The 26,010-nt window shown below is 70.5% G+C and carries 20 protein-coding genes; 13 read left to right on the top strand and 7 right to left on the bottom strand.

Annotated features, from left to right (window positions below; translation table 11 throughout):
• Positions 1–22: 22 nt before the first annotated feature.
• Positions 23–1,669 (bottom strand): hypothetical protein, encoded by a 1,647-nt coding sequence (locus ABD419_RS22675; RefSeq protein ID WP_344491622.1) that lies wholly within the window; start codon positions 1,667–1,669, stop codon positions 23–25.
• 110 nt (positions 1,670–1,779) lie between these two features.
• Positions 1,780–5,817, bottom strand: coding sequence for a type VII secretion protein EccCa (eccCa, locus tag ABD419_RS22670; RefSeq protein WP_344491619.1), 4,038 nt, complete (start codon positions 5,815–5,817; stop codon positions 1,780–1,782).
• A gap of 217 nt (positions 5,818–6,034) precedes the next feature.
• On the opposite strand from eccCa, the gene eccD reads away from it, so the two are divergent.
• The 3 genes from eccD to ABD419_RS22655 all read left to right on the top strand — a co-directional run bounded on the left by eccD (position 6,035) and on the right by ABD419_RS22655 (position 10,036).
• Positions 6,035–7,438, top strand: a complete 1,404-nt coding sequence (eccD, locus tag ABD419_RS22665) for a type VII secretion integral membrane protein EccD (RefSeq protein ID WP_344491616.1) — start codon at positions 6,035–6,037, stop codon at positions 7,436–7,438.
• 36 nt (positions 7,439–7,474) lie between these two features.
• Positions 7,475–9,076 (top strand): type VII secretion protein EccB, encoded by a 1,602-nt coding sequence (locus ABD419_RS22660; RefSeq protein WP_344491613.1) that lies wholly within the window; start codon positions 7,475–7,477, stop codon positions 9,074–9,076.
• Between the two features lie 129 nt (positions 9,077–9,205).
• The gene (locus tag ABD419_RS22655) at positions 9,206–10,036 is read left to right on the top strand and encodes a nuclear transport factor 2 family protein (RefSeq protein WP_344491611.1); all 831 of its coding nucleotides are present in this window, start codon (positions 9,206–9,208) and stop codon (positions 10,034–10,036) included.
• A gap of 63 nt (positions 10,037–10,099) precedes the next feature.
• Here ABD419_RS22655 and ABD419_RS22650 read toward each other — a convergent pair whose 3' ends face one another.
• Both ABD419_RS22650 and ABD419_RS22645 read right to left on the bottom strand, forming a co-directional pair.
• Entirely contained in the window at positions 10,100–10,873 is a 774-nt protein-coding gene (locus tag ABD419_RS22650; protein WP_344491664.1) for an SGNH/GDSL hydrolase family protein, read from the bottom strand.
• Positions 10,874–11,034: 161 nt separating this feature from the next.
• The gene (locus ABD419_RS22645) at positions 11,035–11,838 is read right to left on the bottom strand and encodes a GntR family transcriptional regulator (RefSeq protein WP_344491609.1); all 804 of its coding nucleotides are present in this window, start codon (positions 11,836–11,838) and stop codon (positions 11,035–11,037) included.
• 227 nt (positions 11,839–12,065) lie between these two features.
• On the opposite strand from ABD419_RS22645, the gene ABD419_RS22640 reads away from it, so the two are divergent.
• From ABD419_RS22640 to ABD419_RS22595, 10 genes are all read left to right on the top strand, one after another.
• Positions 12,066–12,968 carry a transporter substrate-binding domain-containing protein gene (locus ABD419_RS22640; RefSeq protein ID WP_344491607.1) on the top strand — a complete coding sequence of 301 codons (903 nt, stop codon included), beginning with the start codon at positions 12,066–12,068 and terminating at the stop codon, positions 12,966–12,968.
• 10 nt (positions 12,969–12,978) lie between these two features.
• Positions 12,979–13,701 (top strand): ectoine/hydroxyectoine ABC transporter permease subunit EhuC, encoded by a 723-nt coding sequence (gene ehuC, locus ABD419_RS22635; RefSeq protein WP_344491604.1) that lies wholly within the window; start codon positions 12,979–12,981, stop codon positions 13,699–13,701.
• Positions 13,701–14,372 carry an amino acid ABC transporter permease gene (locus ABD419_RS22630; protein ID WP_344491601.1) on the top strand — a complete coding sequence of 224 codons (672 nt, stop codon included), beginning with the start codon at positions 13,701–13,703 and terminating at the stop codon, positions 14,370–14,372. Before ehuC ends, ABD419_RS22630 begins: the two co-directional genes overlap by 1 nt.
• Positions 14,373–14,376: 4 nt before the next feature.
• Complete coding sequence (gene ehuA, locus ABD419_RS22625; protein ID WP_344491661.1) at positions 14,377–15,162, top strand: ectoine/hydroxyectoine ABC transporter ATP-binding protein EhuA; 786 nt, start codon at positions 14,377–14,379, stop codon at positions 15,160–15,162.
• Between the two features lie 181 nt (positions 15,163–15,343).
• On the top strand, positions 15,344–16,024 hold the full coding sequence (locus ABD419_RS22620) for a potassium channel family protein (RefSeq protein ID WP_344491598.1): 681 nt from the start codon (positions 15,344–15,346) through the stop codon (positions 16,022–16,024).
• The gene (locus ABD419_RS22615) at positions 16,021–17,367 is read left to right on the top strand and encodes a TrkH family potassium uptake protein (protein ID WP_344491595.1); all 1,347 of its coding nucleotides are present in this window, start codon (positions 16,021–16,023) and stop codon (positions 17,365–17,367) included. The genes ABD419_RS22620 and ABD419_RS22615 overlap by 4 nt, the downstream gene beginning before the upstream one ends.
• Positions 17,368–17,514: 147 nt before the next feature.
• Positions 17,515–19,878, top strand: coding sequence for a sensor histidine kinase (locus tag ABD419_RS22610; RefSeq protein ID WP_344491592.1), 2,364 nt, complete (start codon positions 17,515–17,517; stop codon positions 19,876–19,878).
• 11 nt (positions 19,879–19,889) lie between these two features.
• Positions 19,890–20,291, top strand: a complete 402-nt coding sequence (locus ABD419_RS22605; RefSeq protein ID WP_091052626.1) for a roadblock/LC7 domain-containing protein — start codon at positions 19,890–19,892, stop codon at positions 20,289–20,291.
• Between the two features lie 224 nt (positions 20,292–20,515).
• Entirely contained in the window at positions 20,516–22,192 is a 1,677-nt protein-coding gene (ctaD, locus tag ABD419_RS22600) for an aa3-type cytochrome oxidase subunit I (protein WP_344491586.1), read from the top strand.
• Positions 22,193–22,319: 127 nt separating this feature from the next.
• Positions 22,320–22,874 carry an isochorismatase family protein gene (locus tag ABD419_RS22595; protein ID WP_344491583.1) on the top strand — a complete coding sequence of 185 codons (555 nt, stop codon included), beginning with the start codon at positions 22,320–22,322 and terminating at the stop codon, positions 22,872–22,874.
• Between the two features lie 117 nt (positions 22,875–22,991).
• Here ABD419_RS22595 and ABD419_RS22590 read toward each other — a convergent pair whose 3' ends face one another.
• The 3 genes from ABD419_RS22590 to ABD419_RS22580 all read right to left on the bottom strand — a co-directional run.
• Complete coding sequence (locus ABD419_RS22590; protein ID WP_344491580.1) at positions 22,992–24,221, bottom strand: hypothetical protein; 1,230 nt, start codon at positions 24,219–24,221, stop codon at positions 22,992–22,994.
• Complete coding sequence (locus ABD419_RS22585; protein ID WP_344491577.1) at positions 24,218–24,775, bottom strand: RNA polymerase sigma factor; 558 nt, start codon at positions 24,773–24,775, stop codon at positions 24,218–24,220. The genes ABD419_RS22590 and ABD419_RS22585 overlap by 4 nt, the downstream gene beginning before the upstream one ends.
• A gap of 173 nt (positions 24,776–24,948) precedes the next feature.
• Positions 24,949–26,010: hypothetical protein (locus ABD419_RS22580; protein WP_344491574.1), on the bottom strand; the 1,062-nt coding region annotated here is incomplete at its 5' end.

Below are 26,010 nucleotides of genomic sequence, written 5' to 3'. Positions count from 1 at the left end.
CGGTGCCGTGCTCGCTGTCCCACTACTGCTCGCAGGATGCTCGATGACCGAACCCGACCTGGCCGCGCAGGCCGACGTGTACGCCCCGATGGAGGCCGCCGCCGCCGAGGCGGTCGCGGCGCTGCCGGACTTCCCCGGCTTCGCCACCAGGACCTGGCACGAGCTGCCGTGCAGCCACGAGGGGATCGACGACGCCGACCATGTGGGCGTGGAGATCTCGTACATGTTCGCCGAGCCGCTGTGGGGCGACCCGCTGGTGCGCGAGACGTACGCGGAGGCGCTGCGCGGGCAGTGGGAGGCCGACGGCCTGGACGTGCACCGCGACGACTCGGTGGCGCTGGCGAGCGGCCGGGTGGACCGGAACGTGGAGGCGCTCACCGAGGACGGCCTGAACCTCTGGTACCGGGTGTCGGGGGTGGTGGGCCTGGTGGTCCAGTCGGGCTGCGTGCTGCGCAGCGAGCCCGGCGAGATCGAGTACGTGCCGCCGGCCGGCGGGATCGAGCCGGGCGGGGAGGGCGACCTGGTCGGCGCGTACTTCCCCGAGGGCGTGCCGAAGGGCGCGGTCGAGGACGGCGAGGCGGACTACTCGGGGCTGTAACTCCCGGCAGGCGATGCCGAGGACGCGGTCGGTCGTGGGCTCCCCCTGGGCCGGCACGCACTCGGGTTCGCCGACGCGTTCGACGCAGCCGCTGGCGAGGGTCAGGGCCGGGGCGTCGCCGCCGGTGTAGCCCAGGGCGATCTCGTCGGCGCGCTCGGCGGTGATGCGGCGGACCCCGTCGAGGGTCGCGCCGTCGTAGGTCAGCTCGTAGTCGCCGTCGGCCCAGCGGGCGCGCACGGCGGCCTCGTAGGCGGCGAAGTCCGCGGCGCGCAGCTCGTACGTGACGGTGTACCGGTAGGTCGCGAGCCCTGCCGGGGTGTGGTAGCCGCAGGCGGCGACGTCGACGGTGCGCGCGGCGAACCCGGAGAACGCGGGCAGCGCGCCGGTGGTCTCGGCGGCGGCGTCCTCGAGCCGCTGCCAGGTGCCGGCCTCGGTGTACTCGCCGCGCGGCTCCCCCGGTTCGGCGGCGGCGAGGGCCCACTGGCGGACCTCGGCGCCGGCGGCGACGGCGAGGAGCAGCGCGAGGGACCACACGGCGGTCTCGATCCCGGCGATGCGGCCGCGCGGGCGGTCCGGTTCGGCCCCGAGCCAGGCGCGGGCCTTCGCGGTGACGGCGAGGACGGCGCCGGCGAACAGGATCGGGGCGGTCGCGGTGAGCAGGGCGATGCCGACGTTCGCGGCCCCGTCGGTCATGGCCTCGCGCACCGGCATCGCCGAGGGCGTCAGCAGCAGCACGACCTGGACGAGGGCGAGCGCGCCGGCGGCGGCGAGGTAGAGGCGGGCGCGGCGGCCGCCGCGGCCGAGCCAGATCGCGGCGAGCACGTTCACCGGGACGGAGGGCGCGAGCACCAGCAGGTAGGAGATCCCGCGTTCGGCCAGGCCGTTGTCGACGCCGGGCCACGCGTACGCCTGGACGCCGCGCCAGCTCCACAGCCAGACCGCGACGACGGCGACCGCTTCGGCGAGCAGGAGCGCCTGGAGGGCGAGGACGCCGAGCGGCGGCCACGCCGGACGGCTCCGGGTCGCGAGCGGCGCGGAGTCGACGCCGGGGGGCGTGAGCAGTGGGTTCATGCGGGCCTTCGGTGTGCGGAGGCGCGAGGGGGATTCGCGCCGGTACGAGCGTAGTACGCCGCAGGGCCGCCCTCCGGTTGCACCGGGAGGGCGGCCCTGCGGCTCTCGTACTAGGCCTGTCCGTTCGGGGGGAGCAGCGTCGTCTGGATGAGCTGCTCGCCGTCCTTGCGGCGCACCAGGGTGCCGCGGCCCGGCGGCTGCGGGCTGGGGCGGAGCTTGCCGAAGATCGCGCCCTCCTCCCGCTTGCCGCTCATGAGCAGGCCGGGGGACTCGAGCGACTTGATCGTGCCCACGACCGGGTCCATCAGCGACCGCGCGGCACCGGTGGCGCGGCGGGCGATGATGACGTGGAAGCCGATGTCGCGCCCGACCGGGATGAGCTCCTGGATGGCCGTCAGCGGGTTCACCCGCTGGGCGACCATCTCGTAGTCGTCGACGATCAGGTACAGGTCCGGACCCGTCCACCAGGACCGGTCGCGCAGCTGCGCGGGCGTGACGTCGTCCCCGGGGAGCCGCTTCTCGATCGGCCCCTTCAGGTTCTTCACCGAGCCCTCGAAGTGCTTGCCGGCCATGGCGTAGTCGAGCAGCGTCGGCTTCTGGATCTCCTCCAGCATGCCGCGCCGGTAGTCGGCCATGATGATCTTGGCCTCGTCGGCGGTGTACGTCGCCTGGATCTGCCGCGCGATGTGCCGCAGCAGGTTCGTCTTGCCCGACTCCGAGTCGCCGAACACCAGCATGTGGGGCTCGTTCTGGAAGTCGAGGTACACCGGTTTGAGGCCGGCCTCGTTGAGGCCGATCGGGATGCCCGGCTTGGAGCGGTCGACCGCCTTGAGGAAGTCGGCCACGTGCAGCTGCTTCGGGAGCAGGCGCACCGGCGGGCACGGCTGGCCCCGCCACGCCTGCTTGACCTTCTTGACGAAGTCCTCGACGCCGGGCTGGAGGTCGTCGCCGTCCCGGATCGAGTCGACGCGCGGCACCGCCGCGAGGATGTGCAGCTTCGAGAGCGAGAGCCCCCGGCCGGGGCGGTTCTTCGGCACGTTCGCCGCCGCCTTGCGGTCGATCTCGGACTCCATGTTGTCCGAGAGCTTCAGCTCCAGCTTCAGGCCGAACATGTCGCGCATGTTCATGCGGATGTCGCCCCAGCGGGTGCAGGTGACGATGACGTGGACGCCGTAGGCCAGGCCCCGGTTGCCGATGGCGCGGACCTGGTCGACGAACGGGTCGAAGTCCTCGCGCAGCGTCATCCAGTTGTCGACGACGAGGAACACGTCGCCGAACGGGTCCTCCTGGAACCGCCCCTGCTCCTTCATGCGCCGGTACGAGCCCATGCCGTCGATCTTGTTGGCGGTGAAGAACGCCTCGCGCTCGTCCAGGATGGTGGTGACCTCCTGGATCGTGCGCCGCACGCCCTCCTCCTCCTGCCGGCCGAAGACGCCCGCGACGTGCGGGAGGTCCTCGATGCCGCGCAGGGTGCCGCCGCCGAAGTCGAGGCAGAAGAACTGGACCTCGCGCGGCGTGTGCAGCAGCGAGAGCGAGCCGATCATCGACCGGAGCATCGTCGACTTGCCCGACTGGGCGGCGCCGGCGATCGCCACGGTGCCCTGGGCGCCGGAGAGGTCGACGATGAACGGGCTGCGCCGCTGCTCGAACGGGCGGTCCTCCTCGCCGAGGACGGCGTGGAGCTTCCCGTTGAGGGAGAAGCCCTTCGGGGACAGGCCCCGGACCGGGTCGGCCTCCAGCGGCGGGAGCAGCTGGTCGAGCGTCGGCGGTTCGGCGAGCGGCGGCAGCCACACCTGGTGGGCCGGGCGGCCCATCCCGAGGCAGTTGTTCACCATGACCTCGAGGTCGGAGAGACTCTCGTTCTCGTCCTCGACGTCGGGCTCCACCACCTCTTCCTCGGGCTCCTCCTCGACCTCGGGCTCCGGGGGGAGCTCGACGAAGCCGGGCAGGAACCGCTGCACCTTGTGCTGGACGGCCGCGATGCGCTCGGCGCGCGAGGCGACCCGCTTCGGCGGCTTGTACGTCCCGCCGACGTAGGCGGCGCGGAAGCGCACCAGGTCCTGGGTGCCGACCTGGAGGTAGCCGTGGCCGGGGGCCTGCGGCAGCTCGTAGGCGGCGCCCGAGCCGATGACGGTGCGCGACTCCTGCGCGGAGAACGTGCGGAGCGCGACCCGGTACGACAGGAACGTGTCCAGGCCCTTCAGCTTGCCCTCTTCGAGCCGCTGCGAGGCGAGCAGCATGTGCACGCCGATCGAGCGGCCGATGCGGCCGATCTGGAGGAACAGGTTGATGAACTCGGGCTTCGCGACGAGCATCTCGGAGAACTCGTCGGCGATGATGAGCAGCGTCGGCATCGGATCCATCGGCTGCCCGGCCTTGCGCGCCTTCTCGTACTCCCACCGGTTGGTGAAGTTGCCGGTCGCGCGCAGCACCTCCTGGCGCCGCACCAGCTCGCCTTCGAGCGCGTCGGCCATGCGGTCGACCAGCTCGATCTCGTCGGCGAGGTTGGTGATGACCGCGGAGACGTGCGGCAGCTCGTCGAGGGCCGCGAACGTCGCGCCGCCCTTGAAGTCGACGAGGATGAAGTTGAGCTCCTCGGAGGAGTGCGTGGCGATCAGCGAGCCGATGATGGTGCGGAGCACCTCGGACTTGCCGGAGCCGGTGGCGCCGATGAGGAGCCCGTGCGGGCCCATGCCGCCGACCGCGGACTCCTTGAAGTCGATGTCGACGATGGCGCCGTCCGGCCCGGGCCCGATCGGGACCTTGAGGTAGTCCTTGACGGGCTTCTCGCGCCAGTGCACGGCCGGGTCGAGCGCCGCGGAGTCGTTGAAGCCGAGCATCTCCGCCAGGCTCGACGGGGCGGCCATCGGCGAGGCGTCCTCGTCGCCGGACTCCGTCGCGCCCGAGGCGCCCTTGAGGGTGAGCCGCCACGGGGCGAGCGAGCGGGCGATGCCCTCCGCCTGGTTGTACGACAGCGAGTCGGGCTTGCCGAGCACGCGGCGCCGGCCGGCCTGGTCGGTGTAGATCTCCTCGTCGGTGACGTCGTAGAGCTTGACCTGCGGTCCGGGCTTGCGCGGCAGGTAGCCGGAGAAGTCGAACACGGTCACGCCGGCCATGCCGTCGGCGGCGATGATGCCGGTCGGGTCGACCTCGCCGCCGTCGAGGATGACGACCAGGTGCGCCTGGCCCTCGCCCACGGTGGCGCCGGGCGACCACGCGCCGCGGCTCGACAGCTGGTCGCGCAGCGAGTTCTCCAGCTGGGTGGTGGTGTTGAAGAACATGCGGACCGGTCCGGCCCCGTCCTCGGCGGTGGGGTGCTGGAGGTGCGGCAGCCACTTCATCCAGTGCCATTCGGGCATCCGCTCGTTGTCCGCGACGACCGCGATGATCGCGTCGTCGGGCGAGTGGAGGACGGCGAGCTGCGCCAGCTGGGCCCGGATGTTGTCCATGACCGTCTGCCGCTCGCCGCGCAGGACCAGCCGCGCGGCCTCGGTGTACTTCATCGACCGGGGTATGTCGATCACGTTCGAGTGCGCGGCGACGAAGCGTCTGAGCGCCATCGAGGTCATCGGTTCGAGGTCCTCGACCGGTTTGGTCTCGGGGGGCACCAGCTTCATCGTCATGCGCTGCTTGCCGATGCCGACGCGCACGTCGAGCGCGTCGTCGTCCTTCGCGCGCCGCTCCCACATGCGGCGGGAGCCCACGAGCGACCACAGGGCCTTCGGGTCCGGGTGGCGCCACCGCGCCGCGCGCCACTGGCGCTCGGCGCCCTTGCGGGCGCGCCTGCGCACCTGGTTCAGGTAGCGCATGTAGTCGCGCCGGTCGGCGTTGAACTCGGCCTTCTTCTCGGCCCGGTTCCCGCCCATGTTGGTCGCCATCATGCCGACCATGGAGATGCCCATCATGGCGCCCATGGCGATGCGCATGGTGTTGCTGCCGGCCGACTGGGTGGCGCCGGTCCCGACACGGGTCATCATCATCATCGCCATGGCGGCGGCGCCGGCGAGCATCGGCAGGATCATCAGATACTGCGAGATGTTCTTCGGCTGCGGATCGGGCATGTCCGGCGGCGACTCCAGGAGGATGTCACCTCGGGGTGCCTGCGGCCCGCGCTTGCGCGGCGGCCTGCGGAAGAGTTTGGTCGTCACAGAGGGTCCTTGTACTCACCGGGGGATGCGCCTACCACGGCGGCGCGTGCTAGCCGTAACTTGGTCGCTGCCGTATAAAAGATATAAGTGCGCTCTGTCGAGTATCGCACTAACAGGGTAGAACCGCATCGCCACTCGGCCGGTACACCCGTCGTTGCATGCGGGATTTATCCTCTTACTGTCCCCCCGATTCCGACCCGACCCGGAGGTTCGCGCGGTGAGCACCAAGTCGGCCACTCTCTCCAGGGTGACGATCGTCAGTCCACGCACCAGGATCGACCTCGCACTGCCCTCTGACATCCCCCTCTCCGACCTGCTGCCCACGATCCTGCACCAGGCCGGCGAGTACTACATCGACGAGGCGGGAGACAACGGCGGCTGGATCCTGTCCCGGCTCGGCGACGCCCCCCTCGACACCGGTCACTCGTGCTCGCAGCTCGCGATCACCGACGGCGAGATGCTCTACCTCAACCCGGCGGACGCGGCGAAGCCCGAGATCGTCTTCGACGACGTCATCGACGCCGTCGCCACCGCCACCGAGCAGCGCGGCAACCGCTGGGACCACATCGCGACCAAGCGCTTCAGCGTCGGGGTCGGCACCACTGCCCTCGGCGTCGGCGCCATCGCGATCCTCTTGACCGGCCACCTCGCGAGCGCGATCGTCGGCCTCTCGGTCGCGATCGTCCTCGTGGGCGCCTCGGCGCTGCTCTCGCGCGCCGTCGGCGACTCCCGGGCCGCCACGTACTTCGGCGTCACCGCCGTCCTGTACTCCGGCGTGGGCGGCCTCCTCATCGCGGCCCGCGACCGGAGCGTGTTCGAGCTCGAGGGCCCGCACGTCCTCATCGCGGCCGCGGCGATCCTGCTGTTCAGCGTGCTCGCGATGGTGGCGGTGGGCGACATGGCGTCCGCGCCGGTGTTCATCGTGACGATCCTCGGCGCGGTGGTCCTCGGCGTCTCGACCGCGCTGATGGAGATCATCCCGGGCGGGACCGCGGCCACGGCCGCGGGCATCGCCGCGCCGCTGGCGCTGGTGATCCTCCCGGCCGCGCCGCGGCTGTCGCTGACCATGGCGACCGTGCCCACCCCGACGCTCCCCACCACCACGGAGGAGCTGAAGGAGGGCGACACCGAGGCCATCGACGGCAAGCGGATCCTGAAGCTCTCCGAGCACGCCGGGAACTACCTCGAGGCCCTGTACTCCTTCGCGGCCGTCACCGGCCTGGTGTCGGCGATCGCGCTGGCGTTCTCGGGCACGATCCCGGGCCTGATCCTCGCCACGATCCTGTCGCTGGTGCTGCTCAGCCGCGCCCGCACGATCGAGGACCGCCCGGCGCGCATCGTGATGCTCACTGGCGGCATGGGCGGCCTGACGGCGACGCTCGCCGCGATCTTCGTGGCCAGCGAGGGCAACATCCTGATGCGCCTGACGGTGATCCTCGGGGCCCTGACGCTGCTGACGCTCATCGCGATGGTCTACGGCCTGGCCGTGGCGGGCAAGAAGATCGCCCCCACCTGGGGCCGCAGCCTCGACATCATCGAGGCGCTGCTCATCGTGTCGATCCTGCCGCTGGTCGGCTGGGTGTGCGGCCTGTACGACATCGCGCTGTCCCTGCGAGGCTAGCCCCGAACCCCCCTTCGACCCGAGAGGCGAAATCCGATGCCCCAGATGCGTTCCCGCCGCGAGCAGGTGGACGCCCACAAGTTCATCACCTCGCGGATGAACCAGGCGCTGGTGCTGGCCAACCCCGACTCGATCGAGCGGCCGCTGCGCCGCATCGGCCTGTCGATCTTCGTGTCGGTGATGGTGCTGGCGCTCGTGTTCGGCGGCTTCGCGATCGCGACGCTGTTCAACAAGGGCAACGCACTGCCCGAGATCGGGCACATCATCACCATCAAGGGGTCGAACGCCGTCTACGTGTACACCACGAAGAGCGGCAACCCCCCTGCGGACGCGGACGATCCGGACCAGCCGAAGCTCTGGGAGGTCGCGAACTACACCTCGGCGCTGCTACTGGTGAAGCCCGGCTCCGACGGCAAGCCGCCGGTCCAGGACCTCAAGGCGTCCTCGATCGCGGGGATCCCCCGCGGCAGCTTCACGATCGGCATCCTCAGCGTCCCGGCGCAGCCGCCGGACCCCGAGGAGCTGCTGCAGAACGAGAACTGGAACACCTGCTCGATGCCGCGCACCGACGGCGGCACCGCGAGCTTCCAGCTCACGCAGCTCATCGTGCAGGACCTGCCCGACCCCGACGTGTGGCTCGGCGACGACCACTGGATGCTGGCGAAGACCGCGGTCAAGGAGGAGGAGGGCGAGGTCCCCACGTACTACCTGCTGTGGAACGGCCACAAGCACCTGATCGCGTCCGACACGGCCACCGCCACCACCCTCGCCAGCGACCTGGGGCTGAGCATCGGTGACGCCATGCCGCTCAACGAGAGCATGCTCGTGACGATCCCCGACGGCCCGAACATCGCGCCGGAGGTCGAGGACGGCTTCGGCGAGCCCTCCGGGGTGCGGGACGTCGAGGAGGTGTTCATCGACTACGGCCAGCCCGTGCTGTCCGGCAACGACCTGTTCACCCTGCTCAAGACGCCTGCTGGGGACGAGTTCGCGCGCATCACGCCGACGATGGCGCTGCTGCTCGAATCCCAGTACGGGGCGACCGCGGAGGTCGACCCGACCGTCCGCAGCGAGATCGGCTCCGAGGCCGAGTACCTGGAGCGGGGCTACCCGGACGCCGACCTGAGCGAGGAGCTCTGGACGGACGACTCGCCCCGCCCGGCGGTGTGCGCGGTGTACGACCCGCAGGCGCAGGACCGGGACTCGAACGAGCTGCAGATCGGGATGTACAGCGACGCTCCGAAGGAGCTGACCGGCCCGGCCGAGTCGGTGGAGTTCATCGACGGCGAGATCTTCTCCGACGTGGAGAACCTCCAGGCGCAGACGGTCCTGCCGCAGGGGCGGGCCGCGCTCGCCGACAGCCTCACCGACCAGGGATCGACGATCCAGGGCTTCACGTACATGATCAGCGACCAGGGCATCCGCCACGGCCTGGTGGACGACGGCATCACGGACTCGACCCAGCAGATGCTCGGGTACACGGACGTCAAACCGGTGTCGGTACCCGTGGAGATGATCACCCTCATTCCCGAGGGCAACGCGCTCAACCCGCGGGAGGCCCGGAAGCAGATGTACGCCGACGACACCGAGGTACCGGTGTACGAATCGGAGTCGCCGTCGGCCGAGGCCGGAGGCTGACGCTTCGTGACGCTCGAAGCCGCCGGGGACTTCCCAGTCCTCGGCAGCTTTGGCGTTTTCTGGGGATTCAGGGATGGTGCACCCGTGTTAGCCTGGCGCGACACACTCCCGACAAAACGAGGAAGCGTCATGGCCTACCCGCCGCAGCAGCCGGGGTTCGACCCCAATCAGCAACAGCCCTACGGGCAGCAGCCGGGGTACGGCCAGCAGCCCCAGCAGCCCGGGTACGGACAGCAGCCGGGCTATGGACAGCAGCCCGGTTACGGGTCGCCGCAGCCGGGTTACGGCCAGCAGCCCCAGCAGCCGGGCTACGGGCAGCAGCCCGGCTATGGACAGCAACCGGGGTACGGGCAGCAGCAGCCCGGGTACGGCGCACTGCCGCCGGCCCCGAAGTCGAAGACCCCGCTGATCCTCGGCATCGGCGGCGGCGCGCTCGTCCTGGTCATCGCCATCGTGCTCCTCGTGCTCAAGCCGTGGGGCTCCGGCGCGGGCGACGCGCCCTCGGCCGGGGACTCCCCCGAGGTCGTGGCGGAGAACTTCCTCCAGACCATGACCGCGCTGTTCGACGCGGCGATGAACTCCGACGCGGAGGGCGCGGCCGCGGTCGTGGAGGACCTCGGCGCGTTCGTGTGCGCAGACGCCCAGGCCTCCGTCGAGGAGCTGGCGACCCTCATCGAGGAGGGCTTCGACCCGAGCGCCTACGAGGACATGGGGATGGAGGCGCCGCCGGAGGTCGACCCGGACTTCCAGTACGAGGTCACCGGTTCCACGGAGGAGGGCGACACCGCGACCGTCGACTACTCGATGAGCTTCACCTACATGGAGCCCGAGTTCGACGACGAGTTCAACGTGACCGGCTGGAGCGAGACCCGCGACGAGACCACCGACACGGTCGACATGGCGAAGGAAGACGGCGTCTGGAAGATCTGCGACCAGAGCATGGTGCTGGGCGGCGAGTAAGGCGGCCCCTGCGCATCGAAGGGCCCCTGCGGGATTCCCGCAGGGGCCCTTGCCGTGTCCGGATCAGAGGAGGTCGTTCAGCAGGTCGAAGTAGCCGTCGCGCTGGCCGGCGGTGTTCGGGTGGTAGGACTCGGCGATCGGGTACGAGATGCCGTTGACCCACTCGGTGTCGTCGCAGACCGCGTGGCCGTCGAAGGCGTCGCGCACGTCGATGTAGTCGAAGCCGTGGCTGCCGGCGGCCGCGCCGATGGTGGTGGCGAGGAGGTCGGCGGCGGCGTTGAGCTGGGACTGCTCACCGGGGCTGATGCGGGTGATGGCGTTGCACTGCTCGCCGTTGAAGAGGCGCGGGTAGCCCAGGACGATCACCTCGGCGTTCGGCGCGGCCGTCTCGATCGCGTCGTAGACGGCGTGGAGCTTCGCGGGCAGCTGGTTCTTGATGTAGGCCTCGGCCGCGTCGATCTGCGCGTCGCAGGTCCACGGGTACGGGTACGCGCACCGCTGCACCACCCCGGCCCAGCCGGTGTCGTTGCCGCCCACGGTGATCGTCACCAGGTCGGTGGAGGAGGAGAGGGCGCCGAGCTGGTTGTTCAGGACGTCGCCGGTCTTGGCGCCCGCGCAGGCCGCGAACTCGAGGTCGGCGCCGAGCTCCGCGGCGATCAGGGACGGGTAGGCGGACGCGGAGCGGGAGCAGCCGCTGCCGTCGTCGAGGTACGAGCGGGTGCCGACGCCGGAGGCGTAGGAGTCGCCGAGGGCGACGTACTCGATCGTCTGGGCTTGGGCGGCACCGCTGGTCAGCGCCAGCACCGACACGACGGCGGCGGTGAGCACCGCCGCCATTGTGGAGATTCGCCGGGGGTGGGACATTTTCGGCTCCGTCTCGAATTTTGTCCGGACTGGGGAGCCTTATTTATATAGGTCGCATAACGCACAGTCCACCAACGGAATGTGCCAAGTCAGAAAATTTACGCCAGTCGATCGCTGCTGGGCGGCAGGGGTTTTCAGAGCCCCTCGGGCAGGTCGAGCCGGTCGAGCGGCTGCGGCTCGTCCGGGGTCTCGGCCAGGAGCCGGTCGGCACCGTCCTCTGTGGACGCCTCGGGCTCGGCGAGGAGCCGCCGGACCTCGGCTTCGAGGTGGGCCTGGACGAGCAGCTCGAACCGCTCGCCGTCCTCGGCGGCCAGCGCCTCGACGAACGCGACGTGCTCGGGGACGAGGTCGCGGTGGACCTCGAAGTGCTCGAACATCGAGAAGGTGCACAGGCGGGTCTCGATGAGGAGGGTGCCGAGCATCCGGGCGAGGCGCAGGGACCCGCCCCAGACGGCGAGGACGCGGTGGAAGTCGAGGTAGGCGTCGCCGAGGGCGCGGGCGTCGTCCTTGCGGAGGGCGCGCTGCATGCGCTTGACCTCAGCGCCGAGCTCGGCGAGGACGGTCCGGCGCTCGGCGGCGGGGAGGGTGAGGATGCGCCGGCCGAGTTCGGGCTCGATGCGGGCGCGGAGCCAGTGGATGTCGCGGACGTCCTCGGCGGTCATGGTGCGGACGGCGAGGCCGCGGCGGCGCGGGATGACCAGGAGGCCTTCGGCGGTGAGGCGCTGCATGGCCTCGCGGAGGGGGCCGCGGCTGACGCCGAGCTGGTAGGCGAGTTCGGCCTCGCCGAGGACGGTGCCGGGCGGGAGGGAGCCGTCGACGACCGCTTCGCGGAGGCGCTCGGCGATGAGGTCGACCGTCGAGGCGCGGCGCACGGGGGCGAGCCGCCCCACTTGGCGGCCGCCTTCGAGCCCGCTCAGTCCGCTGCTGCGAGTCGTCACTGCTGTCCGATCTCCCTCTGTCGCTTCTGGGCAGCATCTTACTGCCGACCCGTACATCACGTTCGATGTCGGGACCCGGTTGCGCCCGGCGGCCGGGCCGTCTCGCGGGTCGCTCCGGCCGGCGTGCGCTATCGTTACCGAACGTCGATAATCTGATTGTCGACAAACTTACAATAGAACGTTAGGGTCGGCAAGACACCCCGAGCCCGACTCAGGAGGCGACCAACGTGTCGAACGAACTGCATCTGAACCGCCGTCATCTGCTCCTCGGCAGCTCAGCCGGGGCGGCGGCCCTCGCACTGGGGGCATGCTCGCGCACGGACGGCGGCGGTGAGGGGGGCCTGCTCAAGCAGGCCCAGGACGGCGGCGCCATCCGCGTCGCCTACGCCGACGAAGCCCCCTACGCCTACACCGGCGACGACGGGGCCGTCACGGGACAGTCGGTGGACACCCAGGTCCACCTGCTGGAACAGCTTGGTGTCAAGGCCGACCAGATCGAGTGGAAGCTCACCGAGTGGGACTCCCTCATCACCGGCCTGGGCACCAACCACGACATGGTCATCGCGGGCATGTACATCACGCCCGAGCGCTGCGAGGCGGTCGCGTTCGCGAACCCCGACTACGTCATGCCCGACGCCCTCATGACCCTCGCCGGCAACCCCGGCGGGTACACCGACTTCAACACCATGGCCGGCGCCGACGGCGTCGTCGGCGTCATGAACGGCACCAGCGAGCACGAGATCGCCGACAAGACCTTCGGCGAGGACCGCATCAACGTCCAGGCCAACCTCGACTCGCTCATCCTCGAGCTCAAGGCCGGCCGCTGCGACGCCATCGCGCTCACCAGCGCGAACCTGCGCCTCGCGGCCGAGTCCGACCCGGAGGTCGAGGTCACCGACGGGTTCTGGCTGGTCGACCCCGACACCGGCGAGGACATCATCGGCGCCGGCGCGGCCGTGTTCCAACCGTCCGACTCCGACTTCCGCGACGCGGTCAACGAGGAGCTCGACAAGCTCCTCGCCGACACCGCCACGTGGGAGGAGCTGACCGCCCCGTACGGGTTCACGGTCGACGAGAACCACCCGGAGGGCCTCACGGCCGAGGACCTCTGCCCGGACACCTACCAGTAGGAGGCGGGACATGGACTTGCAAGCGGTCATCGAATCACTCCCCCGATACGGAGAACCGCTCCTGGTCACGATCGGCGTCACCGTGGCGTCGGCGGCGCTGGCCCTCGTGCTGGCGTTCGGCCTCGGGCTCATGACGGGCTCGCGGCACCTCGCGATCCGGACCCCGGCGCGGGCGTTCGTGGAGTTCTTCCGCGGCTCCTCGGTGGTGGTCCAGCTGTTCTGGTTCGCGTTCGCGATGCCGGTGGTGCTGGGCATCCAGTTCGACTACCTGATCGTCGCCGGGATCATCGCCCTCGGCTGCAACTACGGCGCCTACTCCTCCGAGGTGGTGCGCGGCGCGATCGCCGCGGTCCCGCGAGGCCAGCTCGAGGCCGCCACCGCCCTGAACCTCACCCCGCTCCAGAAGATGCGGCTCGTGGTCCTCCCCCAGGCGTGGCCCGAGATGATCCCCTCCCTGTGCGCGTTCGCGATCATGCTGCTCAAGGCCTCGGCCCTGGTGTCGGTGATCGGCGTCCTCGACATCACCTGGCTGGCCGGGCTCCTCGGCAAGCAGCCGGGGCAGGACCGGCTGCTGCACTACGCGGTCGTCCTGGTGATCTACTTCGTGCTCGCCTGGCTCATCTGGACCGGGATGCGGGCGCTCGAGCGCCGCGCGAAGCGCGGCCTCGGCATCGACACGAAGCCCGTGAAGGGCCGCCTGGCCCCGACCGTGGCGGCGGGAGGCGTCCACTGATGCAGACGGGTTGGAGCAACGAGACCCTCCGGGAGATCTTCCCGGCCATCTGGGACGGCTTCCTCGTGGTCCTCCAGGTCACCCTCGTGGCCGGGATCATCGCGGTCGTCCTCGGACTGCTGGTCGCGGTCGGCGAGCGCAACGGCCCGGTGTGGCTGCGGCGCCCGCTCGGCGCGGTCTTCCAGTTCATCCGCAACACCCCCCTGCTGGTGCAGGTGCTCATCGTCTGGACGGCGACGAGCCTCTACATCAACCCCGACTGGAGCGCCTTCGCCGTCGGCTCGACGGTGCTGGGCCTCCACTACGCGTCCTACACCTCGGAGTCGTACCGGGCGGGGATCGACGCGATCCCCAAGGGCCAGTGGGAGGCGGCGACGGCGCTGAACCTCCCGGGCCACCGGGTCTGGGGCGCGATCGTCCTGCCGCAGATGTTCCGCCGCTCGGCCGCGGCCGTCGGCAACTGGATCATCGCCATGTTCAAAGAGGTGCCGACCCTGTTCATCATCGGCGTCATGGAGATGATCGCGGAGGCCCGGGCCTTCCAGGGCCAGCACTACACCGGCGCGGTCGAGGGCTACACCCTCGCCGGGCTGCTGTTCCTCGCCGCCTCGTACCCGGTCGCGGTCGCGATGCGCAGATTGGAGAACCGCCTTGCAAAGTCAAACTACTGAGCCCATCATCGAGTTCGACCGCGTCGACAAGTCCTTCGGCGATCTCCTGGTCCTCGACGAGCTGAGCTTCCGGGTCGACCCCGGGGAGCGCGTGACGCTCATCGGGCCCTCGGGCTCGGGCAAGACCACGATCCTGCGGCTGCTCATGACGCTGGAGAAGGTCACGCCCAAGGCCGACCCCGAGCGCGAGGGCGGCGTAGTGTGGCTGGAGGGGAAGCCCTACTCCCACATGGAGAAGAAGGGCGCCCTGGTCCCGGCGAACGAGAAGTGGCTGCGGCAGCGCCGCTCGCGCGTGGGCATGGTCTTCCAGCAGTTCAACCTGTTCCCGAACATGAACGTCCTGCGCAACGTCACCGAGGCCCAGGTCCACGTCGCCGGACGCGGCAAGGAGGAGGCCGAGGCGAAGGCGAGGGACCTGCTCGAGCTCGTGGGCCTCGCCGAGAAGACCGGCGAGTACCCCTCGCACCTGTCCGGCGGCCAGCAGCAGCGCGTGGCGATCGCCCGCGCGCTGGCGATGGACCCCGACGTCCTCCTCCTCGACGAGGTCACCAGCGCCCTCGACCCCGAGCTCGTCGCCGACGTGCTCGCGGTCCTGCGCGACGTCGCCGACACCACCAGCATCACGATGCTGTGCGTGACCCACGAGATGGGCTTCGCGAGGGACGTCTCCGACCGCGTGATGATGTTCGACGGCGGCCGGATCGTCGAGCAGGGGGCGCCCGACGCCATGTTCTCGGAGCCGCAAGAAGCCCGCACTCAGGACTTCCTCAGGGCCGTGCTCGCAGAGTAGGATTGGAGTCTCCTCCATCCTTGGAGAGTGTTAGGGGTGTTCGAGGGGGGCGGTCATGAGGGGTTATCGACCGTCCTCCTCATTCTTTTGCCCGGAGCGCGGCCGCGGCACCCGCGGGGTGCGGGCGGGTGGCACAATCAGACGTCGTGTCAGCACCTGATCCAGGCCAAGGGATGAGCGGATGAACCTGTTCGGCCGGGGCGAGAACCTCCCCGAAGAGTCCATCGCGGTGATCGGCCTGGGCCGCTTCGGGTCCGCCGTCGCCGAGTCGCTCACGCGGCTGGGCCACGAGGTCCTCGCCATCGACGAGCGCCCCGAGATCGTCCAGCGCGCCTCCGAGACGCTCACGCACGTCGTGCAGGCCGACTCGACCGAGTCGGCGGTCCTCGTGCAGCTCGGCATCGGCGAGTTCGACCACGTCGTGGTCGCGATCGGCACCGACATCGAGGCGAGCGTCCTCACCGTCCTCGCCTGCGAGGAGGCCGGCGTCCGCGAGATCTGGGCGAAGGCCATCAACGCCAAGCACGGCCAGATCCTGCACCGCACCGGCGCCCACCACGTGGTCTATCCCGAATGGGCCATGGGCGAGCGGGTCGCGCACCTGGTGAGCGGGAAGATGCTCGACTTCATCGAGTTCGACGACGGCTTCGCGATCGTCAAGACCAAGGCCCCCACGGAGGCCGTGGGCCGGACCCTCGCCGAGTCGCGGCTGCGCTCGAAGTACGGCGTCACCGTCGTCGGCGTCAAGCAGCCGGGCGAGGACTTCACGTACGCCACCCCGGACACGGTCGTCTCCGAAGGGGACACCCTCATCGTCTCCGGGGCCACGACCAAGGTCGAGGCGTTCGCCTCCACCACATGATCTCGAAGGTCAAGGCGTTCTTCCGCCACCCGGGCCGCCTCATCCCGCTCCTGTTCATGGGCGTGATCGTCGCCGGGACCCTGCTGCTCATGCTCCCCGTCGCCCACCTCGGCGACGACCGGACCTCGTTCGCGGACGCCCTGTTCACGTCCACCTCGGCGGTGTCGGTGACCGGCCTGGCCGTGCTCGACACGCCCGTCCACTGGTCCTGGTTCGGGCAGTTCGTCATCATGCTGCTGTTCCAGATCGGCGGCCTCGGCATCATGACGAGCGCGGTCCTCATGGCCCTGCTCGTCACCCACAAGCTGGGGCTGCGCACCAAGCTCGCGACCCGGATGGAGATCAGCCAGGCCCTCAACCTCGGCGACTTCCGCGCGATCCTGCTGCGCACCATCGCGTTCACGTTCGTCGTGGAGGCGATCGTGGCGCTCGCGCTCGCGATCCGGTTCTCCTCGCTGGACTTCGGGCTCGGCGAGGCGGTCTGGTACGGGGTGTTCCACTCGGTGAGCACCTTCAACAACGCCGGGTTCGCGCTGTTCTCGGACTCGATGATGAGCTACGCGACCGACCCGTGGATCTGCGTGCCGATCGCGCTCGGGTCGATCCTCGGCAGCCTCGGCATGCCGGTGATCTTCGAGATGACGCGGCGCCACTGGGGCCGCCACCAGTGGTCGGTGCACACCAAGCTGACCCTGGTCGGCTCGGCCGTGCTCATCCTCGGCGGCTGGGCGTTCTATCTGGCGTTCGAGTGGTCGAACCCGGCGACGTTCGGCCAGTGGCCCTGGTACGACCGCATCCTGCCGGCGTTCTTCCAGTCGTCGGTGGTCCGCGCCAGCGGCTTCAACTCGATCGACATCGGGGCCATGCGCGAGGACTCGCAGCTGGCCTCGATCATCCTCATGTTCATCGGCGGCGGCGCCGCCTCGACCGCCGGCGGCATCAAGGTCACCACGTTCTTCCTGCTGCTCCTGGTGATCTGGGCGGAGGTGCGCGGCGAGCCCGACGTGACCGCGTTCCGCCGCCGCATCGACCCGCCCGTCATCCGCGAGGCGCTCGCGGTCGCCCTGGTCTACGTGGCGTGCAACGCGTTCGGCGTGTTCCTCATGCAGCGCTTCGAACCCGACATCGAGATCACCGCGATCATGTTCGAGGTGACCAGCGCGTTCGCCACCGTCGGCCAGTCCACCGGCATCACCTACGACCTGTCCGAACCCTCCGTGTGGCTGCTGACGATCGCCATGTACACGGGCCGCGTCGGACCGGTGCTTTTCGCCGCGTCGCTGGCTCTTCGTGCACGAAAACGGCTATACCGGTACCCATCGGCGCGCCCCCTCGTGGGGTGAGCCCCGCCTCAACAGCCCCTCCGACGACAAGCGAAGATGGTGTCCAGCACGCCGCAGCGCGGATCGTCGCCCCCAGAAAGGACGCCCCCCGAGATGTCCCGTAAAGCCCGGCAGCGCACCAGTCGTCTCCCCATCCGGATGCAGTTGATGCTTCCGATCGCCGCGGCGCTCATGGGGATGCTGGTCCTCGGGCTGTTCCAGACGGTCAGCGTCTGGGACGAGTACCAGAACGCGACCGACGCCGAGGTGCTCGCCGGACTCTCCGCCGATCTGAACGACGCCCTGGAGGCGCACCGGCTCGAGGCCGGCCCCCTGGTGCAGTCGGTGATCAACGGCGGCGGCGGCGCGTTCGACTCCGCGGTCGCCCGCCGCGAGACCGACTGGGCCTTCGACCGGCTCGAGGAGAGCACCCCGTCGGTGACCGCCCGCTTCCCCGACCTCGAGGACGACCTCGAGTCCCTGTTCGCCAAGGCGGACGACCTCGAGACGGCCCGCACCGCGTTCGACCGGCTCGCCGCCGGGGACGCCAGCTTCGAGGACGACGACGTCGCCGACGCCTACCTGATCTACCGCGACGTCGCGAACAAGATCGTCGCGATCGCCGCGATCCTCCCCCGCCTCGTCGACGACGCCGAGGTCGCCGCGCACCTCGACTCGCTCGCGGCCCTCATGCAGGCCAGCCGCATCGCCGCCGAGATCCAGTTCGCCGTGTCCACGGACCTGGTGATCCTGAAGGAGGCCGACGCGGTCGTGGTCGGGCGCGCCGAGCTCTCCGAGGCCGCGTACCTGTCGGGCAACTTCGACCGCCAGATCGCCGAGTTCCAGGCGAACGCCTCCAGCGACACGAGCTCGGTGTACAAGGCGGCCATGGACTCCGACGCGGTCGGACTCGCGCAGCTGTCCTTCGGGATCTACGCCCGCGGGAACGTGCCGACCATCAGCCCCAAGGAGTTCTCGGACTCGCAGGGCGCGATCGTCGCGGCCCTCGACACCACGCAGCAGTCGGTCCTCGACGCCATGCAGGACGACGTCGAGGCGATTCGCGACGCGTCCTCGCGCACGCTCCTCACCACGTTCGCGCTGGTGATCGTGCTGGCGCTGACGTCGATCATCTCCGCGGCGATGCTGGCGCGGCGCATCAGCCTCCGCGTCGACGGCGTCCGCGAGGCGACCCTGACCGCCGCGTACGACACGCTCCCGAAGACCGTGGCCGCGGTGTCGCAGGCCGCCAACGCCGACGAGGTCGACCGGCTGCTCCAGACCGCGAAGCGCCAGACGGTGCAGACCTCGGACTCGCGGTACTCCGACGAGCTCGACAGCCTCGCCGAGGCGTTCAGCGCCGCGCACCACCAGGCCCTGCGCCAGACCGCGAACCAGGCGCTGCTGCGCATCGACGTCGAGGCGATGATGAAGACGCTGGCCCGCCGCGGGCAGAGCCTCATCCGCCGCCAGCAGCAGGTCATGGAGTCCCTGGTGGACCAGGCCCCGGACCACGCGGTGCCCGACGAGTGGCGCTCGGTCTACCACCTGCTCGCGCGCATGCGCCGCAACGAGGAGAACCTGCTCCTGCTCGCGGGCGGCGACCCGCAGCGCCGCTACAACCACCCGGCGAACCTCGACACGATCCTCCGCGACGCGGTCGCCGAGATCGAGGACGCCGGCCGCGTCCTGGTCGAGAACCAGGTGTCGGTCCGGCTGGAGACGAAGCCTGCCGGCGACCTGGTGCGCATCCTCGCGGAGCTGCTCGACAACGCGGCCGCGTACTCGCCGCCGACGCAGTCGGTGCGGGTGACCTCGCGCCGCTCGGGCTCGGAGATCGTCATCTCCATCGCCGACGACGGCATCGGCCTCGCGCCCGAGCCGATGGCCGCGATCAACCGCCGCCTGGCCGAGCCGACCCAGCTGAACTCGGAGCTGACCGCGACCATGGGCCTCCTGGTCGTGGGTCGCCTCGCCGCCGAGCACTCGGTGAGCGTGCAGCTGCACTCGACGATGGGCAAGGGCACGCTGGCGCTGGTGCGCATCCCGGCGAGCGCCCACGCGGAGGACCCGGTGGGCCTGTCGCCGGACCTGACGGGGTCGGCCGCGCGCCTGGCCCTGTCGGCCCGCGCCGCGAACCTGCCGGTGACCGGAACGGGCGCCGAGACGGCCGCGCCGAGCGCCGTCGAGCCGATCGTGCCGCGCCCCCGCAAGGCCGGTCCGGCCCCCGAGCCACGCCCCGTAGCTGGGGGAACACTCAACGGAGGCAAGCCGGTGCAGGCCCCTGCGGGCCCCGCTCCCGAGACGCTGGATGTTACCTTCAGGAAGGTGAACCGAGCACTCGAAAACTCCGGCAGGACCAACGGCGCCGAACTGCCCCGTCGCGCGCCGGGCTCCCGACTGCTCCCCGGCTCCGTCCCCACTGCCCGGCAGGGCGGCGGCGCCGATCTCGACCCGGCGGAGATCCGGGACCGGCTCGCCGGTTTCGCCTCCGGCATCGCGGCGGCCGCCGCGCACGAACAACGCCAATAGAAAGCAGCGAGATGGATAGCAAGGACAAGAACGTCGGTGAACTCGACTGGCTCCTGACCTCCTTCGTGGAGAAGGTGCCGGACGTCTCCGAGGCGCTCACGGTGTCCGTCGACGGCCTCGCCATCGCCGCCTCGAGGGGGCTGTCGACCGACCGGGCCGACCAGCTCGCCGCCATCACCTCCGGGCTCGCGAGCCTGACGACGGGGGCCGCGAAGGTCCTCGACGCCGGCCGCATCCGCCAGTCCGTCATCGACATGGACGAGGGCGTGCTGCTGCTCATGGCCGTCGGCGACCGGGCCCAGCTCGCGGTCCTCGCGAACGCCGGCTGCGACCTCGGCCAGGTCGGCTACGAGACCGCCCTGCTCGTCAAGCGCGTCTACGCGGCGCTCGAGCCCGACGCCCGCGGCCTCTAGGCGCCGTAGGAGATTGCTCACCCGCGCGGGGCCGCGCCCATCGACGGCCCGCGCGGGGACTCCCGTCGCTGTGACGCTCCGCGTATCGGACCTGCGACAACCACCGAACGATCACCGGGCGATCACGCTCCGCCACGCCGCACGGGCTGCGCCCCTCCGCGTCGGCGGCGTTTCGCGGGGCTATGCTGCGTTCGCTACCTGGAAATGAATCTGGAGGCCCACACGTGACCACGGTTGAGCCGAAGCTTGAGCCGACGCCTATCGTCGCGCGTCCGTGGCCGGTGCGCCGCGAGCCCAAGGGCTCCTGGCTCGCCCGCACACTCCGCACGACCGACGCCAAGCAGATCGGCCTGCTCTACTTCGTGACGTCGTTCGCGTTCTTCGCGATCGGCGGCATCCTGGCCCTGCTGATCCGCGCCGAGCTGTTCCACCCCGGCCTCCAGATCGTGTCCTCTGAGCAGTTCAACCAGCTGTTCACGATGCACGGCACCATCATGCTGCTGATGTTCGCGACGCCCATCGTGTTCGCGTTCGGCAACTACCTGGTGCCGCTGCAGATCGGCGCGCCGGACGTCGCGTTCCCGCGGTTGAACGCCTTCGCGTACTGGCTGTACCTGCTCGGCTCGACCCTCGCGGTCGCCGGCTTCATCACGCCGGGCGGCGCGGCGTCCTTCGGCTGGTTCGCGTACCAGCCGCTGTCGAACGCCGTGAACTCCCCCGGGATTGGCGCCGACATGTGGTTCGTCGGCCTGTCCATCTCGGGTGCGGGCACCATCCTCGGCGCCGTCAACATGATCACCACGATCGTGACGATGCGCGCGCCGGGCATGCTCATGTTCCGGATGCCGATCTTCACCTGGAACATCCTCATCACCAGCCTGCTGATGATCCTGGTCTTCCCGATCCTGTTCGCCGCGCTCCTCGCCGTCATGGCCGACCGCACCCTCGGTGCGCACGTCTTCGACGCCGAGACCGGCGGGGCGATCCTGTGGCAGCACCTGTTCTGGTTCTTCGGGCACCCTGAGGTGTACATCGTGGCGCTGCCGTTCTTCGGCATCGTCTCGGAGATCTTCCCGGTGTTCAGCCGCAAGCCGATCTTCGGCTACAAGACGCTCGTCGCCGCGACCCTGGCGATCGCGGGCCTGTCGATGGCCGTGTGGGCCCACCACATGTACGCGACCGGCGCGGTCATGCTGCCGTTCTTCTCGCTCATGACCTTCCTGATCGCGGTCCCCACGGGCGTGAAGTTCTTCAACTGGATCGGCACCATGTGGAAGGGGCAGCTGACCTTCGAGGCCCCGATGCTGTTCAGCATCGGCTTCCTGGTCACGTTCCTCCTCGGCGGCCTGTCGGGCGTCCTGCTCGCGAGCCCGCCGGTGGACTTCCACGTCTCCGACTCCTACTTCGTGGTCGCGCACTTCCACTACGTGCTGTTCGGCACGATCGTGTTCGCGGTCTACGCCGGCGTGTACTTCTGGTTCCCGAAGGTCGCCGGGCGCATGTACGACGAGCGCCTCGCGAAGGTCCACTTCTGGCTGACCTTCATCGGCTTCCACACCACGTTCCTGGTGCAGCACTGGCTCGGCGCCGAGGGCATGCCCCGCCGGTACGCCGACTACCTCGAGTCCGACGGCTTCACGACGCTGAACATGATCTCGACGATCGGCGCGTTCGTCCTCGGCCTGTCGACGCTCCCGTTCATCTGGAACCTGTTCAAGTCCTGGAAGGCCGGGCGCGTGGTCGAGACCAACGACCCGTGGGGCTACGGCGGCTCGCTCGAATGGGCGACCAGCTGCCCGCCGCCGCTGCGCAACTTCGACCGCCTCCCGCGCATCCGCTCGGAGCGCCCCGTCTTCGACGAGAAGTGGGGACACCTGGTCAAGGAGGTCAAGGGCCACTAGCCCGCGACCTGCGAACGACAGCCCGTCGGCTCCGGCCGGCGGGCTTTCGCGCTCCCCGGGTCACGAATCGCGCGCAGTCGCGTCCCTGCACTACCGGTCGCGGCCCCGCGTCACTAGGATCGTTGACATGAGCCGGGCACTGATCGTGGTAGACGTCCAGAACGACTTCTGTGAGGGCGGGTCGCTGCCCGTCGCGGGCGGCGCGGCGGTCGCGGCGGCCGTCACCGAGCTGATCAAGGCCGCCCCGGGCCGCTGGGACCACGTGGTCGCCACCCGGGACTGGCACATCGACCCGGGCCTGCACTTCTCGGCCGAGCCGGACTTCCGCGACTCCTGGCCCCCGCACTGCGTCGTCGGCACGGCCGGCGCGGGCTTCCACCCCGGGTTCGACCACACGCTCGCCGAGGCGGTCTTCGACAAGGGCGCCTACGAGGCCGCGTACTCCGGGTTCGAGGGCTCCGCGGGCGAGACGGGCCTGGCGGAGTGGCTGCGTGCCCGCGAGGTCGACGCGGTCGACGTCGTCGGCATCGCCACCGACCACTGCGTGCGCGCCACCGCCCTCGACGCCGCGGCCGAGGGCTTCGCGACCACCGTGCTCATCGACTACACGGCCGCCGTCGCCGAGGAGACCCGGGCGAAGGCCCTGGAGGACTTCGAGCAGGCGGGCGTCGCCCTCGGGTAGAGCGGCACACGGCCGGACGGCGGCACGGCCGCCGACACGGCCGGACGACGGCACCGTCGAACAGCGCTGACAAGAGCGGGCCGGGGCATCTGCCCCGGCCCGCTCCGGCGTTCCCGGTCAGGCCCCCGCGTCGACCTCCTCGGGGAGGATCACCATGTTGGCGTAGTTGTTCGAGACGTCGAAGTCGAACGCGAACGTGTCGACGGTGTACATGTCCGTGCTGACCCGCGCCTCGAAGTACGCGCCGCCGACCTGCGCGTCGCCGCTCCACTCGTCGACCGGACCCGCCTCGACCGTCCACTCGGTGGTCACGGCATCGCCGGGGGCGAGCGTCTCGTACCGCTCGGCGACCGTGGTGCCGTCCAGGCACACGGCCATGTCGTCGGCGCCCTCCACGCTGAGGCCCTCGTCGACGCACAGCTCCAGGTCGAACGGCTGGGGCTCGTGGTCGCCGTTGTTCGTGACCGTGACCGCCGCGGTCCACGTGCCGTCGCCGTTGTCGGTCTTCTCGACCTCGACGCCGAGGTCGGTGATCCCCCACTGGTAGGCGGTGGCGGTGACGTCCTCCAGCGTCGCGCCGGTGCGGTACCGGAAGATGTCGTAGTCGAGCGGGCCCGAATGGTCGGTGCCGTGCGGCTCGGTGACCAGCAGGAGGAGCCCGGTGACCGCGGCGGGGGCGATGTCGACCAGCGGGAACGAGTTCGAGTCGCCGAGGGCGACCTCCTCGGTGGCGTCCCAGCCGCCCTCGCCGTCGCCGGCGATCGCCACGGCCTGGGTGACCAGCGCGTCCCCGGGCGTGCAGCCGAAGAGCGCGACCGCTTCGAGCGGGCCGTCCTCCTCCAGACGCACCTGCACCAGCTTCAGCAGCCGGATCCTGCCGTCGCCGTACCCGCTGTCCTCGGCGGTGCCGATGGTCGCGGGCGCGGTCGGGCAGGCGTCGTTGAGGGACCCCGCGCCGGGGAAGAACTCCGGCAGCTCGATCTCGGCGCCCACGAGCTCGTTGAACGTGGGCAGGATCAGCTCGGACTCCGTCTCCTGGCCCTGCGGGACCTCGCCGGAGCCGGTGCCGGTGTCGACCGGGGAGGTCTCCTCCTCGGTGGTCTCGCCGGTGGTCTCCTCCGCCGGCGGCGGGTCCACCTCGTCGCCGTTGGACTCCTGGAGCCACCAGGCGGCGGGCACGGCCACGATGAGCGCGGCCAGCGCGGCGGCCACGGCGCCCTTGGTGGTCCGGCGCCGGCGCACCCGGCCGTGGATCACGGCGGAGTCGACCGGGTCGACCATGAGTTCGGCGGCGTGGGCGAATTCGCCGAACGCCTCTTCGAAGAGCGTGTCGTCGGGCGTGCTCATCGCTGCTCCATCTCGTCTTGGACGGTGAGTCGGCCCGCGAGTGCGGCCTTCCCCCTGGTCAGCCAGGAGCGGACGGTGGCTTCGGCGACGCCTTCCTGCTCTGCGATCTCCGCGACGGTCAACCCCGCCATGTACCGGAGGATCACGGCCTTGCGGTGGTGCGGGCCGATGCCGGCGAGCGCGCGCATGAGGTCGACGCGGTCGCCGTCGGGCGCCTGCTCGTGGGTCTCGCGCTGCCGGTTGAGGAAGCGCTGGACGACCCCGCGGCGGCGCAGGTGGCTGGTGGCGAGGTTCCACGCCACGCGGCGCACCCACGCCGTGGGGTTCTCGTACTCGCGCACCTTCCGCCAGCGCGCGAGCGCGCGGCAGAACGCCTCGGCCACCAGGTCCTCGGCCTCCGCCCGGTCGCCGGTGTAGGCGTAGATCTGGCCGGTGATGACCCGGACGTTGGCGGCGTAGAAGTCGTCGAACTCGAGGCTGGCGCGCATGGGCAGCAGCTGCGCCGCGGCGCCTCCCTCCATCGGTGGAGAAGAGCTGTCGCGGGTGGGCGTCATAGGGGCTCCTCGGATACGGTGCTGCGGGTTGGGGGTCCGCATCAGATACACGAGCGCCGGGCCGGGAGTGACGCACTCCGTTGTGGAGTTCTAGTTCACAGTTTGCGGGCACGGCGGCGCCCCCGCGGGCACGGCCCGCGGGGGCGCTTCGGATCGCGTTGGGGCGCAGGGCCTTACGGGAGGAACTCGGCGTGCAGGGTCGCCCTGGTGAACGCCCGCGGGATCGCGGGGTCGTCGGTGTCCTTCTGGACGTCGACCTGGAACATCGGACAGACGAGCACCGCGTCGCCGAGCGCGTCGAGGTACGCCTGCCACCGGTCGAGGTCGATCGCCACGGTCCACTCGTATGTGGCGTGCTCGCCGACCGGCAGGTCGACGACCGCGGCGGGTTCCCGGTCGTCGGGGCAGCCGTCGCCGGTGTCGGCGCACTCGCCGCCGTCGCAGTCGGGGAGCCCGATGTCCATGTACGACTGGCTCGAACGAACGCACAGGTAGACCTCGTAGCCGGTCGCGTCCCTGGGGCCGTCGTTGCGGACGGTCGCGGTGAGGTCCCAGACGCCGGGCTCGTCGGTGGCCGCGGCGGCCATGGTGACGTCGAGGTCGGCGTAGCCCTCGGCGTCGAAGCCGTCGACGGGCGTGCGCACCGGTTCGCCTTCGGCGTCGAGGGTGACGGACTCGAACCAGTAGTCGAGGTCGTCCGCTCCGGGGTCGTACCGCTCGGTGAAGCCGATCGTGACGCCCGGATCGAGCCCGATCGCCGGTGCGGCCCACGCCGGCACGGCGCCGTCGGCCCGGGTGGCGGCGAGCTGGGCGAGTGTCGACCACTGCCCGTCGACGTGGCTGAGGGCCACGACCTGGAACGCCGTGCCGTCGCCGTGGTCGCATCCGAGGAGTGCCAGCGGGAACTGCTCCCCGCCTTCGGTGAAGCGCACGGTGGCGTACTCCTTCAGGAACACCGCACCGGTCTCGTCGGGCGTGTCGGCCCAGCCGGGGACCACGACCGCTTCCTCGGTCGGGCAGGCCTCGTCGACCTCGTCGTCGCCGGGGAGGAACGAGGGCAGGTCGACCACGGCGCCGACGAGGTCTTCGTAGCCCGCGGACACGAGTTCCGACCTGAGGCTCGGCCCGTTGCCGGCCGGGGCGGGGGCGGTCCAGACCGGCGGCGCCTCCTCGGCGGCCTGCTGCCGGTCGGCGTCGGCGGCGCCGGCGGCGAGCCAGCCGGCGGGCGCGAGGAG

It is taken from the genome of Glycomyces endophyticus, from assembly GCF_039531525.1.
GTDB lineage: Bacteria > Actinomycetota > Actinomycetes > Mycobacteriales > Micromonosporaceae > Glycomyces > Glycomyces endophyticus.
Note: the sequence above shows the minus strand (reverse complement) of the source record. Positions and strands in the feature narration are given on the sequence as shown.

Excerpts from the sequence above, each read along its gene's own strand:
- ABD419_RS22620 (WP_344491598.1), top strand. The coding sequence starts at position 15,344 with ATGAACCTGTTCGGCCGGGGCGAGAACCTCCCCGAAGAGTCCATCGCG.
- ABD419_RS22605 (WP_091052626.1), top strand. The coding sequence starts at position 19,890 with ATGGATAGCAAGGACAAGAACGTCGGTGAACTCGACTGGCTCCTGACC.
- ABD419_RS22610 (WP_344491592.1), top strand. The coding sequence starts at position 17,515 with ATGCTTCCGATCGCCGCGGCGCTCATGGGGATGCTGGTCCTCGGGCTG.
- ABD419_RS22650 (WP_344491664.1), bottom strand. The coding sequence starts at position 10,873 with ATGGCGGCGGTGCTCACCGCCGCCGTCGTGTCGGTGCTGGCGCTGACC.
- ABD419_RS22660 (WP_344491613.1), top strand. The coding sequence starts at position 7,475 with ATGCCCCAGATGCGTTCCCGCCGCGAGCAGGTGGACGCCCACAAGTTC.
- ABD419_RS22590 (WP_344491580.1), bottom strand. The coding sequence starts at position 24,221 with ATGAGCACGCCCGACGACACGCTCTTCGAAGAGGCGTTCGGCGAATTC.
- ABD419_RS22655 (WP_344491611.1), top strand. The coding sequence starts at position 9,206 with ATGGCCTACCCGCCGCAGCAGCCGGGGTTCGACCCCAATCAGCAACAG.
- ABD419_RS22615 (WP_344491595.1), top strand. The coding sequence starts at position 16,021 with ATGATCTCGAAGGTCAAGGCGTTCTTCCGCCACCCGGGCCGCCTCATC.
- ehuC (WP_344491604.1), top strand. The coding sequence starts at position 12,979 with ATGGACTTGCAAGCGGTCATCGAATCACTCCCCCGATACGGAGAACCG.
- ABD419_RS22585 (WP_344491577.1), bottom strand. The coding sequence starts at position 24,775 with ATGACGCCCACCCGCGACAGCTCTTCTCCACCGATGGAGGGAGGCGCC.
- ABD419_RS22595 (WP_344491583.1), top strand. The coding sequence starts at position 22,320 with ATGAGCCGGGCACTGATCGTGGTAGACGTCCAGAACGACTTCTGTGAG.
- ABD419_RS22630 (WP_344491601.1), top strand. The coding sequence starts at position 13,701 with ATGCAGACGGGTTGGAGCAACGAGACCCTCCGGGAGATCTTCCCGGCC.
- ABD419_RS22675 (WP_344491622.1), bottom strand. The coding sequence starts at position 1,669 with ATGAACCCACTGCTCACGCCCCCCGGCGTCGACTCCGCGCCGCTCGCG.